The following is a 14,872-nucleotide window of genomic DNA, read 5'->3' as shown; positions in this document are numbered from 1 at the left end:
CTTAGAACCAGACTTCGGCCTGTACGCCGAAGTTAACGGTGTCGGTTGAGCCACTGCGGGAGTACCCGCCGGCGGTGATGGTATTGGTATCCCAGTTGTAGTTGCCGTCCAGCGCATCGGATACGCCTTTATCCCACTTCGCATAGGTGACGAAGAAGCGCAGCTGCGGGCGTGCCCAGAAGCCGGAGTCAAAGGTCAGCGTTGGCGCAACGGTGACTTTAGTCAGGCCGCCTTTGCCTTTGCCGTTCACCCCTTTGTAGTTTTTGTCATCAAGGTATTCGTAGCCCAGCTCATATTGCATGGCAAAGTTGCGGGTGATCTGATGATAAGGGCGGATACCGGCGACCCACATCGAGCGTCCCCAGCCATTTTCATCTTCCGTCCACCAGCGGTAGTTTTTATCTTTCTGCCAGAAAGCGAAGGTGGAGATCTCCAGATCGCCCATCGAGGCCACGCTATCCAGCACCACTCGCCAGGACTGGGTGTTTTCCAGGTTGGCCCAGCCCCAGCCGTTTTTACCCAGCGAGTCGCCCGCCGCCAGCCCTTTGCCGTACTGCAATGCGAGGCGGGAGTAGCCTCCAGTCAGGCCGTAGAAGCCGTCAAAGTTATAAATACCGGTCACGCCATAGCCCTTCTCGGCGGAAGTCGGATGGTTTTCGTTACGGTTCATGTGGTGGCCGATCAGCTCCAGATCGAAGCCTGTCCCCGCGATCTTTTTCAGCCACAGGTTGAGGGAATAGTCATCCGGGTAGCCCTGATCTCCCTTATCCACCGGGTAGGCTTTGGTTTCATCGGTGGGTGAAAAGGCGTAGACCCCGGCGTCGAAGCGGGCGAAGCCGAGATCCATGTTGTCGAAGCCGCCGCCGGTGCCGTTGTACTGAATGTACTCCCAGTCGAACTGATGGCTGGAGGTGTTGGAGCTGCTGTAGCGCTTACCGGCCCAGAAAGTCATCTCCGGCGCAAAATCCAGATTGCTCAGCTCGGCGAACCCTTCACGAAACTGCACGTCATGGCCATCGTCATCCTGACAGTTCCAGTCGGAGGTACATTTCGACTGGTGAGTGAGGTTGGCCTGCACTTTCGCCACCACGCCGCTGTCCGCCGTCAGCGTCACGGTGGGGATCAGTTCGATCTTGGTGTCTTCTTCGTTGCCGAGTCGCCATTTGCCGTCCGGCATCAGGCCGACAGAGTCCGCGCGGTTGCCATCGGAATTGGCCAGGATCCCGGAGCGGATATAGCCATGCAGCGCAAAATCATACTTCGGATCGGCGCAGGCCATGTTGCTGGTCCCTGCCAGCGAGAGGAGAGCCAGAGGTATTGAATGTTTCAGCTTTATCATTATTTTTTTCCCACGTTATGTTTGTTAACACGAACCGATAACGGAGGGGAAATTTACGGATCAAAAATGGAAATGTACATCCATTAAGGGAAAGCGCTTTCCATAATTGCCTATCTGGTTCACAAAATTCGCTCTGCGACGAATATATTCGTGAGACTGATCACATAAAATAACAAGAATGCCGCCGGGAGCCGGCAGTGGAGCGGAAGGAGGAGCAGATGAGCAGGTGCCGCCGGGGGATAAGCCGCCGACGGCAAGGGGATCAGCGTTCGGTTTCCGCGAGCTGACGTTCGTACACTTTGAAGAAGGGACGATAGAGCATCCAGGCGTTAAACATCGCGAACAGGCTCATACACAGATTTTTCCAGCTGCCGTTCGCCGACCATGCCGCCCCCAGCGGGGAAGGCATCGACCATGGCAGCATCGCCACCGCGCGATCGAGAATACCCAGCTGAGTTAAATACCATGCGATACAGGCGTTTATCAGTGGAACAAAGAGAAACGGCAGTAAAAAAACCGGGTTCATGATCACCGGAAAACCAAACAGTATCGGCTCGTTGATATTAAACAGCGACGGCAGCAGGCCAATCTTGGCCACGCTTTTCAGCTGCCGCGAGCGACTGCGCATCGCCATCAGCACCAGCGGCAAAGTGGAGCCAATACCACCGATCAGCAGGTAAAAATCCCAGAACCCCTGCAGATAAATATGCGGCAGCGTTGGCGAACCCGCCGCCAGCGCCTGCTGATTTTCAAACAGATAGGTCATCCAGAACGGGTTCATGATCCCGGTAATAATCAGCGCGCCGTGGATACCAATAAACCAGAGTAAGTTACAGATAAATAAAGAGATAAGTACCGCCATCAGCGTGTCGGACGCCAGCACCAGCGGCCGCACCGCTTCACTGATTAACTCCGGTACGATGCGCCCGGTGGTCTGCAGCAGTATGGCATTCATCACGCTTATCGACAGCATCACCACCAGCAGCGGGATCAGCAGTTGAAAGCCGTTGCGGGTCATCAGCGGCACTTCATCAGGCAAGCGAATACACCAGCCTTTTTTGTAGAAAAAGCGAATTATCTCAATGGAATAGGTGCTGGATATCAGGGCGGTAAATATCCCCATGCCGCCGAGATAAACGTTGCTCACCGCGCTCTCGCGAAAGCCGATAAACAGCAAAAACGCCAGAGACCCGGTTAAACCGCACAGCCGTTCCGGCAGGCGGTACTGCTTGGCGAGGCTGGCGCTGGCGCCGAAGGCGACAATCAGCGCCACCAGGCCAATGGTTAGCTGAAAGGTCGGCAGCAGGATAGGCCGCAGCAGCAAATAGACCTGGCCGAAACGCGAGGCGCCGTCGATGGAAACGGGCGGAAACAAAATGGGAACCAACAGGCTGCCAACAATCACAAAGGGCATTGCCAGCGCAAAGCTATCGCGCATCGCCGTAATGTGGTTGTTGCGCGTCAGGACATTCGCCAGCGGCGCCAGCCGCTGCTCGATGATGTCCACGGCCACATTCATTAACTGAATGTTCATACTCCTACCTTTGCGAATGGTTGTCTCGCCGGGATGATCGCCCACAACACCGGAAAGTGAAAGCCTGCCATAGGTGATCATGGTCACAATTAATAAATCCACAAACGGAAAGCGCTTTCCGTAATGCATCCATTTTGACTATAGTCCGCACATCCAACCTCATCAGGAGCGGTAGTTATGAAAAAAATAATGTTGTGTTGTTCGGCAGGCATGTCCACCAGCCTGCTGATGAAAAAAATGATCGCGGAAGCCGAACAGCGGGGTCTGGCGGTAGAGATCAACGCCTATGGCGTAGCGGAGTTCGCCGAACAGGTCGGCCATTATCAGGTGGTGCTGCTGGGGCCGCAGGTGAAATACATGCAGCAGGATCTGCAAAAACAGGCGGATAAATACGGTATCCGCGTCGAACCCATCAATATGATGGACTACGGCATGCAAAAAGGCGCCGCGGTCCTCGATTTCGCCCTTTCCCTTATCGAAAACAAAAACTAAGGAAAGATCATGAGCTCTCTGTACGCTAAATTGATCGATGTGATCGAACGGCAGATCACGCCGCTGGCCGGCGCGATCGGCCAGCAAAAATACGTGACCTCGATCCGCGACGGCTTTATCACTGCCCTGCCCTTTATGATCGTCGGCTCGTTTTTGCTGGTGTTTATCTTTCCGCCGTTTTCTCCGGATACGACCTGGGGCTTTGCCCGCGCCTGGCTGCAATTTTCGCTCGATCATCGCGATGCGCTGATGCTGCCGTTCAACTTCAGCATGGGGGTGATGACCCTGTTCATTGCCGTCGGGATCGCCGCCAGCCTCGCCAAGCACCATCACCTGGACTCGCTGACCGCCGGGATGCTGTCGCTGATGTCGTTTCTGCTGGTGGCCGCGCCGCTGAAAGAGGGCCAGATCTCTACGGCCTACTTCTCCGGCCAGGGGATCTTTACCGCCATTCTGGTGGCCATCTATTCCACCGAGCTGTACGCCTTCCTCAAACGGCATAACATCACCATTCGCCTGCCGCCGGAAGTACCCGCCGGGGTGGCGCGTTCGTTTGAAATCCTGATCCCGGTGCTGGCGATCATTCTGACGCTGCATCCGCTGAACCTGTTTATCGAGGCTCAGCTGGGGATGATCATTCCGGAAGCGATCATGTCGCTGGTGAAACCGCTGGTCGCCGCCTCCGATACGCTGCCGGCGATCCTGCTGTCAGTGCTGGTCTGTCAGGTGCTGTGGTTCGCCGGGATCCACGGCGCGCTGATCGTCACCGGGATCATGAACCCGTTCTGGATGGCCAACCTGTCGGTCAATCAGGCGGCGATGGCGGCAGGTACTGCTATCCCGCACATCTATGTGCAGGGCTTCTGGGATCACTATCTGCTGATCGGCGGCGTCGGATCCACCCTGCCGCTGGCGCTGATGCTGTTGCGCAGCAAGGCCGTGCATCTGCGGACGATCGGCCGGATGGGGGTCGTGCCTGGGGTCTTCAATATTAACGAACCAATTCTGTTTGGCGCGCCGATCATCATGAACCCGCTGTTTTTCCTGCCGTTCGTGCTGGTGCCGATGGTCAACGCAACCCTGGCGTACTTTGCGCTGAAGCTGGACCTGGTCAGCCGCGTAGTGTCGATGACGCCGTGGACAACGCCGGCCCCCATCGGCGCCTCATGGGCGGCGAACTGGAGCTTTAGCCCGGTGATCCTGTGCCTCATCTGTATGGCCACCGCCATGGTGATGTACCTGCCATTTCTCAAAGCTTACGAAAAACAGCTGCTGGCCCAGGAGCGTGAAAACGCCGTCGGCCAGGCTGACAACGCGGCGCAAACCGCTTAACGCTAACGATTCAGAGGATAATCATGGAATTAGAAGAACAGGTGATGGGGATCATCATCAACGCCGGTCAGTCACGCAGCCTGTGCTACGAAGCGCTGCACGCCGCCAAAGCGGGTGATTTCGCCACCGCCGACGCCAAAATGCAGGAAGCGGCCCACTATTCCCGTGAGGCGCACCTTGTGCAGACCCAGCTTATCGAAGCTGACGAAGGCGAGGGAAAAACCAAAATGACGCTGGTGATGGTCCATGCTCAGGATCACCTGATGACCTCCATTCTGGCGAAAGAGCTGATTGCCGAACTGATAGCGATTTACCGCGCGCAACCGCTTCACGCCTAGCGCGTTCCCCGGCCAGGCGCGCTGGCCGGGTCTGATTCCCCGAGGTCACTATGTTACATCTTGGAATAGATATTGGCGGCACCAAAATGGAAGCCGTACTGCTGGATCCGGCGGGCGAATGCGTTCAGCGTCTGCGCCGGCCGACCCACAAAGAGAGCTATGACGCCTTTATGCGTCAGCTGCTAACCCTTATTGCCGATATGCGTGCGGTCAGCCCGCAGCCGTTCACCCTGGGGCTCGGCCTGCCCGGGGCTATCGATCCGCAAAGTGAGCGTATTAAAAACTGCAACTGCCTGGTGCTCAACGGCCACGATCTGCGCCGGGATATCATGCAGCAGCTTGGCCAGCCGGTGTGGATGGCAAACGATGCCGACTGCTTCACCCTTTCGGAGGCGGTGGATGGCGCCGGCGCCGGGGCCACCACCGTCTTCGGGGTGATTATCGGTACCGGCTGCGGCGGCGGGATTGCCGTTCATCAACAGCTGCTCAGCGGCCCCAACGCTATCGCCGGTGAATGGGGGCATAATCCGCTGCCGGGCTATACTCCTGAGCGCGATGGCCCGCCGCAGCCCTGCTACTGCGGCAAAACAAACTGCATCGAAAGCTTTCTCTCCGGCACCGGCTTCGCCCGCCGCTATGGGGAACAGGCGCGTGCGGAAGCCATTATCGCCGCGGCGCAAAACGGCGATCCGCGCGCACTGGCCCACTGGCGCCATTTTATCGACGCCTTTGCCCGCAGCCTGGCGTCGGTGATCAATATTCTCGACCCGCAGGTGATTGTGCTGGGCGGCGGTCTGTCCAACGTCAGCCAGATCTATCGCGATCTGCCTGCCGCCATCGTGCCGTGGATCTTCTCCGACAGCTGTCGTACGCAGATCAAACCGGCCCGCTTCGGCGACGCCAGCGGCGTGCGCGGCGCGGCCTGGCTGCCCCGGCTGGCCAGCGCTGCGGACGGGCGGCGGTAGACACTTTTTTCAGCAGGTATGTTAAGCTAGGCGAAAATGTCCAGACAGAAAAAGCCATGCCAACGATTGATGATGTTTCAAGATTAGCGAATGTCTCAAGAGCGACGGTTTCCCGCGTGCTGACCGGCACCCGGGGCGTGCGCGAAGAGAGCCGGGAAGCTGTGCTGCGGGCCGTTGAAGAACTCAACTATCGCCCGAGCTTTGCCGCGCAAAACCTCGCCAGTCAGACATCCAGCCATGTTGGTCTGGTGATTTCCGCGCAGGACGAAAGCCACGGCGCGCGTCTGCTGCCGCTGCTCTCTCAGGCGCTGAAAGGGCTGAATAAAAGCCTGCTGGTCCAGTACGTCAGCGACCCGGTAGAGCAGGCGGCGGTAATCGACGATCTGCAGCGCCAGTGCGTGGCGGTGGTGGTGCTGGGCGCCGTTGCCGCCGACGCGCCGCGCAACGTTATCGCCTTCGACCGCTTCGGCGTCGCCGGGAGCAACAGCCAGGGCTATGACTTCGCCTTCGCCACTGAAAGCGCCTGCCGCTATGTGATTGGCAAGGGACACCGCAACATCGCCCTGCTGGTGGACAGCGACAGCGACGATGCCAGCCGCCAGATGCTGGAAGGCTACCGCAACGTCCTGCAGAACTACTCCATTCCTTTTAACCGCCAGCTGGTGCTGACGGCCAACGATGACGTCGAGCAGGCGCTGCTGACCTTAATTAACAGCTTCAGTAAATACTCGGTCATTATCGTTAAACGCGACCGCTATGCGGCCGAGGCGATGCGCCTGCTGCGCGAATTCACCATCGCCGTCCCGCAGGAGGTTTCCCTGCTGAGCCTTGAGGATTCCCCCCTCGCCTCGCTGCTCTATCCGCCGCTGACCTGCATCTCCTGGCCACTGGAGGCGCTGCTGGAAAACTGTATTCAGCGTATTCGCAGCCTGATTGACGACCGGCCAACCTTCACCGCCGAGGGCCGCTCGCTGGCTGGCCGCCTGATCCCGCGCCAGTCGGTCGCCGATATCGCCTGATCTCCGCCCGGTTCGCGCCGGGCCAGCCTTATCTCCCCCTTTCTTGTCGCTTTCGTTTCCCGGCTCATTATTACCCAAGCATGCAAATAAGAATTATTTTCATTTATAAATAGCTTGTGCTATATAACATAGCAATGGCTATAACCGCTGGGAAATTAACCACACCATTGCGAGGGATCCTATGCAACACCTGACACCGCTGAAATCATTGCTGCTGGCCAGCGCGCTGGCTCTGCTGGCCGCGGCGCCGGCCACCGCGCAGGAGAAATTCAGGGTTATCACCACCTTCACGGTTATCGCCGATATGGCGCAGAACGTGGCGGGCGATGCCGCCGACGTCAGCTCCATCACCAAACCGGGCGCAGAGATCCATGATTACCAGCCCACGCCAGGCGATATCAAACGCGCGCAGGGGGCGCAGCTAATCCTCAGCAATGGGCTTAATCTCGAACGGTGGTTTGCCCGCTTCTATCAGCACTTACAGGGCGTTCCGGAGGTGGTGGTCAGCGACGGGATCCAGCCGATGGGCATCAGCGCAGGACCCTATAGCGGGAAGCCCAATCCCCATGCCTGGATGTCGGCAGATAACGCCCTGATCTATGTCGATAATATTCGCGATGCGCTGGTGAAATACGATCCGCCTCACGCCGACACCTATCGCCGTAACGCTGAGGCCTATAAAGAAAAGATCCGCCAGACCATGGCGCCGCTGCAGGCCAGACTGGCGCAACTGCCGGCGGATAAGCGCTGGCTGGTCACCAGCGAGGGGGCCTTCTCCTATCTGGCCCGCGACTATGGTCTGCGCGAACTGTATCTGTGGCCGATCAATGCCGACCAGCAGGGCACTCCGCAACAGGTGCGCAAGGTTATCGACACCATGAAGAAAGAACGCATCCCGACCATCTTCAGCGAAAGCACCATCTCCGATAAACCGGCGCGTCAGGTGGCGCGCGAAGCCGGGGCCCACTACGGCGGCGTGCTGTATGTCGATTCGCTGAGCGCCGCCGACGGTCCGGTGCCGACCTGGCTCGACCTGCTGCGCGTCACCACAGAAACCATCGTTAACGGTATCCAGGACGGGATGAGGAAGCAGCCATGAATGCAGTGCAAGCGGGTCTGTATGTCGACCAGCTCACCGTCACCTGGCGTAACGGCCACACTGCCCTGCGCGACGCCTCCTTCAGCGTACCGCGCGGCTCCATTGCCGCGCTGGTGGGCGTTAACGGCTCGGGTAAATCCACACTGTTTAAAGCGCTGATGGGCTTTGTGCGCGTCGGCCGCGGCGAGATCGCCATACTCGGCCAGCCGGTCAACCGCGCGCTGCGCCAGAACCTGGTCGCCTATGTCCCGCAGTCGGAAGAGGTGGACTGGTCCTTCCCGGTGCTGGTGGAGGATGTGGTGATGATGGGCCGCTACGGCCATATGGGCTGGCTGCGGCGGGCAAAGCCGCGCGATCGCGAGATTGTCGATGCCGCGCTGGCCCGCGTGGGCATGAGCGAGTACCGCCATCGGCAAATTGGCGAGCTCTCCGGCGGGCAGAAAAAGCGCGTTTTCCTTGCCCGCGCCATCGCTCAGCAGGGTCAGGTGATCCTGCTGGATGAGCCTTTCACCGGCGTCGATGTGCAGACCGAAGCGCGCATCATCAGCCTGCTGCGCGAACTCCGCGCTGAGGGTTGTACCATGCTGGTCTCCACCCATAACCTCGGGTCAGTGAGTGAATATTGCGATTATACGGTGATGGTAAAAGGCACCGTGCTGGCCAGCGGCCCGACGGAAACCACCTTCACCGCCGAGAATCTGGAGCGGGCTTTCAGCGGCGTGCTGCGCCACGTCGCCCTGACCGGCGGGGAAGCGCAGATTATCACCGATGACGAACGGCCGTTTATCAGCCGGCGCGCGGCGGGAGGCCCGCAATGAGCTGGCTGCTGGAGCCGTTTGGCTATCACTATATGCTCAATGCGATGTGGGTGTCGGCGCTGGTAGGCGGCGTCTGCGCCTTTCTCTCCTGCTACCTGATGCTCAAAGGCTGGTCGTTGATTGGCGACGCCCTCTCCCACGCGATTGTGCCAGGCGTCGCCGGGGCCTATATGCTCGGCCTGCCTTTCGCGCTCGGCGCGTTTCTCTCCGGCGGTCTGGCGGCGGGCAGCATGCTGTTTTTGCAGCAGCGGTCGCGGCTGAAAGAGGATGCCATTATCGGCCTGATCTTCTCCTCCTTCTTCGGGATCGGGCTGTTTATGGTGTCGCTGAATCCGACGTCGGTGAATATTCAGACCATTATCCTCGGCAACATTCTGGCCATCGCCCCGGAGGATATTATCCAGCTGGCGGCGATCGGCTTTATCTCGATGGCGATCCTGTTGCTGAAATGGAAAGACCTGATGGTGACCTTCTTTGATGAAAACCACGCCCGCTCGATTGGCCTGAACACCCGCGGCCTGAAGCTGCTGTTCTTTACCCTGCTGGCCGCCTGCACCGTGGCGGCGCTGCAGACCGTCGGCGCGTTTCTGGTCATCTGCCTGGTGGTGACTCCCGGGGCCACCGCGTGGCTGTTAACCGACCGCTTTCCGCGCCTGCTGGCCATCGCCGTGGCTATCGGCAGTGTGACCAGTTTCTTCGGCGCCTGGCTCAGTTACTATCTCGACGGCGCCACCGGCGGCATTATCGTGGTCGCGCAAACGCTGTTGTTCCTCATCACCTTTATCTTCGCGCCGAAGCACGGCCTGCTGGCCAACCGCCGTCGCGCCAGGGAGGCCACATGCTGAATCTGTTCCTGGCCCCGTTCCAGTTTCCTTTTATGGTCAATGCGATAGCGGTATCGATCATCGTGGCCGTGCCCTGCGCGCTACTGTCGGTGTTTCTGGTGCTCAAAGGCTGGGCGCTAATGGGCGACGCCATGAGCCACGCGGTCTTTCCGGGCGTGGTGCTGGCCTACATCCTTGGCATTCCTTTCGCCATCGGCGCGTTTATCGCCGGGCTGTTGTGCGCCGTGACGACCGGTTTTCTCGACGATAACAGCCGCCTTAAGCGCGATACCATTATGGGAATTGTCTTCTCCGGCATGTTTGGCGGCGGGCTGGTGCTGTACGTGGCGATCCAGTCCGATGTGCATCTCGACCATATCCTGTTCGGCGATATGCTGGGGATATCCCTTCGCGATATTGGTCAGACGGCGGCTATCGCGCTGGTGATTGCGCTGATTATCGGCCTTAAATGGCGCGATTTTTTGCTGCACGCCTTTGACCCGACGCAGGCCAAAGCCAGCGGCCTGCGCGGCGGACTGCTGCACTACGGCCTGCTGTGCATGATCGCCCTGACCATCGTCGCGACGCTGCAGTCGGTGGGGATTATTTTGTCGATTTCGCTGCTGATTGCTCCCGGAGCGATCGCGCTTCTGCTGGTGAGACGCTTTATCCACGCCCTGCTGCTGGCGGTAGCGGTGGCCATCGGCTGCTCGGCGGGAGGGGTGTGGCTGGCGTTTTATCTCGACAGCGCGCCGGCGCCGACGATCGTGGTGCTGTTTACCGCGCTGTTTGTGGTCGCCTTTGTGGCAAGCACAATTCGGGATAGCCAGAAACAGAAAACTTCAGCAATCATCCCCGGTGGCGGCTAATGCCTTACCGGGGCCGACTTGTCGCCCGGCTACGCGCCGCGCTGACCAGGGAAAGGCCGCTATTTTTTCGGTCGGTATTTTTCCGGCAGCGCCGGCACCGGGCGCCTGTCGTCCAGCAGATGGCGAATAGTGAGGATCGGGTGGCGCCAGAGCATCCGCGGCCCGGCCCAGCGCATAATCTGCTTCATCTCTTCGCGCTTCGCCGGCTGGTAGCAATGTACCGGACACTGCTTGCAGGCCGGTTTGTTCTCGCCAAACACGCATTTATCAAGGCGCTTGTCGGCGTAGGCGTTCAGCGCCTGATAGTGATCATTATTGGCCAGCGCCTCGGGACAGCGCCGCTGGTAGAGGGCAATCATCCGCTGAATCGTCATCTTTTCCCGTTCGATACGCTTCCCCATCTCCCCGCCTTTCGTCTGTTTTTAAGATGCATTTATTCTACACCTTAATGTCCATACCCGACCAGACTCACTGCTTCAGATGCTGGATCAGCTGTAAGGCCGCCCCGGAAAGCACCCCGAAATGGCTGTAGGCGTAGAAATCGCGGATAAAGACGCTGCCCTCAACCTCAAGCGGGCGTAGCAGACCCAGCGCTTCTTCATGCCGGTAAACCGGGGCTGGCATCGAGGTTAACAGATCGCTTTCGCACAGAAAGGCCTTAATGGCCGAGGAGGATGCGCACTCGATAACCGGCTGCGGACAGGGTAGCTGATGGGCGCGGAAGATATCCTCAAGGATGTTCATCGGGGTACTTAACGGCGGCGGCATGATCCACGGATAGTCCAGCATCGCCTCCAGAGTGACGTCTGCCGCCTGATGCAGCGGATGGTGCTGCCTGGCGACGATGCAGATCCGGTCCTGCCAGTTGATTTTGCCGCGCACCACGATTTTCTCATCATGCGGTAAGGGGCCGCAGAGGGCGATATCGATATCGTGCATCAGCAATAATTTAAACAGCTCGGAGTCTATGCGATCGACGATGCGCAGATGGATTTGGGGATGGCGCTGATGGAAAACCGCCAGTTTATCGATGAAATGGCTGGTCAGCAGGCTGGAAACGCAGCCAATCCGCAGGATGCCTTTCCCGGCGCCGCGGATAAGCTCAATCTCCTCACGAGCTTTTTGTTCGGTATTCAGCATCGTCATCGCATAGGGTAAAAAGGCGCTACCGTACTCGCTCAACGCCATACCATGCTTATGTCTTTCGAATAACGTCGCGCTCAGGTCCGCTTCCAGGCTCAATAGCAGCCGGCTCAGTCCCGACTGGGTGATCCCCATTTTCTCCGCAGCCAGGGTCATATTGCCTTCGTGAGCGACGGTAATAAACGCCTGAATCTGCTTAAATTTCATTGGCATGATATTTACTCATTGAACAAACGGTTTTTACATTTCCCCTGCGGCTTGTTTTAGCGAATAACTGTCACTATCAATACGCTCGAAAATCACCGGAACGCATGCTTCAAAGGGATTTATTTACCTCACCACGCGCGGCAAAACACATTTCTGACCCGAAGATAATTTATAATGAGAATATATCACCATGACACAGAACAATATTCTATTAATTTCAGGCGCTATATTACCGGTTATCATTACCGTCATCATCGGCTATATAAGCGGTAAACGAAAAGACTTTAACTGGCAACAGGCGGGAGACATCAATAAAATTGTGATGCTCTATGCATTACCGCTGAGTATTTTCAGCAATATGGTGATGACGCCGCGACACATCGTCATGACCATGGGCCCGGTCGCTGTAGCCATTATCCTGGCGTTGATCCTCAGTTTCGTTATTCCGTTATTAGCTGCCCGCTATCTGTTTCGACGCAATCTCGCCCTCAGCACCTTGCAAGCGCTGGCTATCGGTTCACCGGCAGTCCCTTTCATTGGCACGTCAGTGCTGGCCTTTTTATTCGGCACCGTCAGCGCATCTTTAATTACCGTTTCCAGTATTACGCAAAACGTTTTCCAGCTGCCGCTGGTGATGATACTGATGTCGGTCGCCACCGGCGATAAAAGCCAGCATATCTCCTTTGGCACACGGGTGATAAACGCCATTAAACAACCTGTGGTCTGGTCACCGGTTATCGCCCTGCTCATCGTGCTAGCGGATATCCATATTCCGGAGACTATCTCGATGTCGCTGGGTCTGCTGGGCAAAGCTTCTGGCGGATTGGCGCTGTTTGCCGCCGGTATCGTGCTCTATACGCGCAGCATTGTTATTACCACCGCCACCATTATCACGGTTATCGCCCGCAATATTCTGGTTCCCGGCGCCTGTTATCTCATTTTATTGAAAATGGGCTTCACCATGGAGCAAATCAAGGAAGTGGTATTGACGATGGCGATCCCGGTGGGTTCCATCGCGATAATTATTGCCATGCAGTATAAAACCGGCGAGCAGGAAATGGCCTCGACGATGGCGCTGAGTATTATTGCCTCCATCATTACGATGGGTGGATTTATTTTCTTAACCTTTTAATTACCGCGATAACATCGCGTGAATACGGAGAGAATATGGCCTCTATCACATTATCGGCTGCTGAACTGTTACTGCATCGGCTACAGGCGCTGGACGTGGCGTATATTTTTATTAACTCGGGCACCGATTATCCGCCGGTGATTGAAGCCTGGGCAAAGGCCCGGGCGACCGGGCAAAAAGTGCCCGAACTGGTGATCTGCCCGCATGAAAACGCCGCCATCGGCATGGCGCACGGCTACTACCTTGGCACCGGTAAGGTACAGGCGGTGATGGTTCACACCAACGTCGGGTTAGCCAACGCCGCCTGCGGCGTCATCAATCTGGCGAACAGCAATATTCCGGTGCTGATTTTTGGCGGCCGCACGCCGATAAGCGAACATTCCCACTTCGGCTGCCGCAATACGCCGATTGGCTACGGCCAGGAGATGCGCGACCAGGCGGCGCTCATTCGTGAATCGGTGAAGTGGGATTTTGAACTGCGGCTGGCCGATCAGATCGGCGAGCATGTCGATCGGGCCTGGGCGATTGCCAGCTCCCTGCCGAAAGGGCCGGTCTACCTGAGCTTACCGCGTGAACCGCTGTGCGAAACCTTTGCCATCGATGAAGCCGCGCTGCAGGCTGGCCCTGCACAACAACCGGTCCGCTATGCGCCTACCCGGGAAGACATCGCCCGGGCGGCCGAAGCAATAGCCCGCGCCAGACATCCCGTCATCTTCGCCCAGCGCGGCGCCCGAACGGCGGAAGGCTTTGCGCGCCTCGATAGTCTGGTGCGCGAATGGGCGATCCCGCTGGTGGAATACTGGGGCACCGAAGTCACCCTGAGCGCCGATAATCCCCTGCTCGCCGGGGCCGACCCCAGCGCCTGGCTTGCCGACGCCGATGTCATTCTGGTGGTCGACTCGCAGGCGCCGTGGATGATCGCCGAGGGCGACTGTCGCCGGGACTGCACGGTGATCCAGATGGGCCCCGACCCGCTCTTTTCCCGCTATCCGGTGCGCGGCTATCGCGCGGACATCAACCTGGCGGGCGAGACCGACGAAGTCTTTGGCCTGCTGGAAGAGGCTCTCCATCCGTTGCAGGCCGCCCGCCAGCAGCATGTGGCGGAGCGGGCGGCATATACTCTCCATCGGATCCAGCAACAGAAAAACCAGCGCGATGCGCTCTTGCATACCAGCCAGACCGGGGCCATTACCAAACCCTGGCTCAGCTACTGCCTCGGCCATCTGGCCAATCAGCATCACGGCCGGATCGTCTCTGAACTGACCACGCTGCCGCAGTTCGCCGGGCTGACCCACGCCGAGAGCTATTACCAGGAGGCGCTGGCCGGCGGCCTGGGCGAAGCCCTGCCCATCGCGCTGGGGCTGCAGCTTGCGCGCCGGGAAGAGCTGATTATTGCCGCCGTCGGCGACGGGTCGTACCTGTTCGCCAACCCTGCGGTCTGCCACCATATTGCCGAAGTGATGAAGCTCCCCGTGCTCGTCGTGATCGGGAATAATAGCGGATGGGGCGCCGTCGCGGGCGGCACCAAAGCGCTCTACCCGGACGGCTACGCAGCCCAGGCTGAGACCATCCCGGCCACCGCTTTTACCACCTCGCCGGATTTCGCCGCCATTGCCGCCTCCAGCCGCGCGGCGGCCCTGTCGGTTTCCCGGGCCGAAGATCTCCCCGGCGTGCTGGAAGAAGCGGTCTCCCTCATCCGCACCCGCCGACAAAGCGTGCTGGTTGACGTACAGTTAGCCCGCTAGAAACTCCCCTCTCCGG

15 protein-coding genes are annotated in these 14,872 nt (G+C 58.4%); 11 read left to right on the top strand and 4 right to left on the bottom strand.

Annotated features, from left to right (window positions below):
- Window position 1: 1 nt before the first annotated feature.
- Together B8P98_RS05800 and B8P98_RS05790 are read right to left on the bottom strand one after the other, a co-directional pair.
- Entirely contained in the window at window positions 2-1,339 is a 1,338-nt protein-coding gene (locus tag B8P98_RS05800) for a maltoporin (protein WP_025712795.1), read from the bottom strand.
- Window positions 1,340-1,601: 262 nt separating this feature from the next.
- The gene (locus B8P98_RS05790; RefSeq protein ID WP_025712796.1) at window positions 1,602-2,873 is read right to left on the bottom strand and encodes a PTS sugar transporter subunit IIC; all 1,272 of its coding nucleotides are present in this window, start codon (window positions 2,871-2,873) and stop codon (window positions 1,602-1,604) included.
- Window positions 2,874-3,050: 177 nt separating this feature from the next.
- Between B8P98_RS05790 and B8P98_RS05785 the strand changes: the two genes are divergently transcribed.
- The 9 genes from B8P98_RS05785 to B8P98_RS05745 all read left to right on the top strand — a co-directional run bounded on the left by B8P98_RS05785 (window position 3,051) and on the right by B8P98_RS05745 (window position 10,629).
- The gene (locus B8P98_RS05785) at window positions 3,051-3,365 is read left to right on the top strand and encodes a PTS sugar transporter subunit IIB (protein ID WP_025712797.1); all 315 of its coding nucleotides are present in this window, start codon (window positions 3,051-3,053) and stop codon (window positions 3,363-3,365) included.
- Between the two features lie 9 nt (window positions 3,366-3,374).
- Window positions 3,375-4,697 (top strand): PTS sugar transporter subunit IIC, encoded by a 1,323-nt coding sequence (locus B8P98_RS05780; protein ID WP_025712798.1) that lies wholly within the window; start codon window positions 3,375-3,377, stop codon window positions 4,695-4,697.
- A gap of 23 nt (window positions 4,698-4,720) precedes the next feature.
- Window positions 4,721-5,035, top strand: coding sequence for a PTS lactose/cellobiose transporter subunit IIA (locus B8P98_RS05775; RefSeq protein ID WP_002914983.1), 315 nt, complete (start codon window positions 4,721-4,723; stop codon window positions 5,033-5,035).
- 50 nt (window positions 5,036-5,085) lie between these two features.
- Complete coding sequence (locus B8P98_RS05770; RefSeq protein WP_009308485.1) at window positions 5,086-6,000, top strand: ROK family protein; 915 nt, start codon at window positions 5,086-5,088, stop codon at window positions 5,998-6,000.
- 56 nt (window positions 6,001-6,056) lie between these two features.
- The gene (locus B8P98_RS05765; protein ID WP_025712799.1) at window positions 6,057-7,019 is read left to right on the top strand and encodes a LacI family DNA-binding transcriptional regulator; all 963 of its coding nucleotides are present in this window, start codon (window positions 6,057-6,059) and stop codon (window positions 7,017-7,019) included.
- Between the two features lie 181 nt (window positions 7,020-7,200).
- Window positions 7,201-8,118: a metal ABC transporter substrate-binding protein gene (locus tag B8P98_RS05760; RefSeq protein WP_025712800.1), complete on the top strand. Its 918-nt coding sequence runs from the start codon at window positions 7,201-7,203 to the stop codon at window positions 8,116-8,118.
- Complete coding sequence (locus B8P98_RS05755) at window positions 8,115-8,936, top strand: manganese/iron ABC transporter ATP-binding protein (RefSeq protein ID WP_025712801.1); 822 nt, start codon at window positions 8,115-8,117, stop codon at window positions 8,934-8,936. The genes B8P98_RS05760 and B8P98_RS05755 overlap by 4 nt, the downstream gene beginning before the upstream one ends.
- Window positions 8,933-9,781, top strand: coding sequence for an iron/manganese ABC transporter permease subunit SitC (gene sitC, locus B8P98_RS05750; protein ID WP_025712802.1), 849 nt, complete (start codon window positions 8,933-8,935; stop codon window positions 9,779-9,781). The genes B8P98_RS05755 and sitC overlap by 4 nt, the downstream gene beginning before the upstream one ends.
- Window positions 9,775-10,629: a metal ABC transporter permease gene (locus B8P98_RS05745; RefSeq protein WP_009308490.1), complete on the top strand. Its 855-nt coding sequence runs from the start codon at window positions 9,775-9,777 to the stop codon at window positions 10,627-10,629. Before sitC ends, B8P98_RS05745 begins: the two co-directional genes overlap by 7 nt.
- Before the next feature lie 59 nt (window positions 10,630-10,688).
- On the opposite strand, the gene B8P98_RS05740 is transcribed toward B8P98_RS05745, so the two are convergent.
- The gene (locus B8P98_RS05740) at window positions 10,689-11,030 is read right to left on the bottom strand and encodes a nitrous oxide-stimulated promoter family protein (protein ID WP_009308491.1); all 342 of its coding nucleotides are present in this window, start codon (window positions 11,028-11,030) and stop codon (window positions 10,689-10,691) included.
- Between the two features lie 67 nt (window positions 11,031-11,097).
- A complete protein-coding gene (locus B8P98_RS05735) occupies window positions 11,098-11,985 on the bottom strand; it encodes a LysR substrate-binding domain-containing protein (protein ID WP_009308492.1) in 888 nt (295 codons plus the stop codon).
- A gap of 184 nt (window positions 11,986-12,169) precedes the next feature.
- Between B8P98_RS05735 and B8P98_RS05730 the strand changes: the two genes are divergently transcribed.
- Window positions 12,170-13,111, top strand: coding sequence for an AEC family transporter (locus B8P98_RS05730; protein WP_080924664.1), 942 nt, complete (start codon window positions 12,170-12,172; stop codon window positions 13,109-13,111).
- 35 nt (window positions 13,112-13,146) lie between these two features.
- Window positions 13,147-14,856, top strand: coding sequence for a thiamine pyrophosphate-requiring protein (locus B8P98_RS05725; RefSeq protein WP_025712803.1), 1,710 nt, complete (start codon window positions 13,147-13,149; stop codon window positions 14,854-14,856).
- Window positions 14,857-14,872 lie beyond the last annotated feature (16 nt).

The sequence above is a fragment of the Klebsiella quasivariicola genome (genome assembly GCF_002269255.1).
Classification (GTDB): Bacteria; Pseudomonadota; Gammaproteobacteria; order Enterobacterales; family Enterobacteriaceae; genus Klebsiella; species Klebsiella quasivariicola.
The sequence above is the reverse complement of the archived record's forward strand: the minus strand, read 5'-3'. Positions and strand labels throughout refer to the sequence as shown.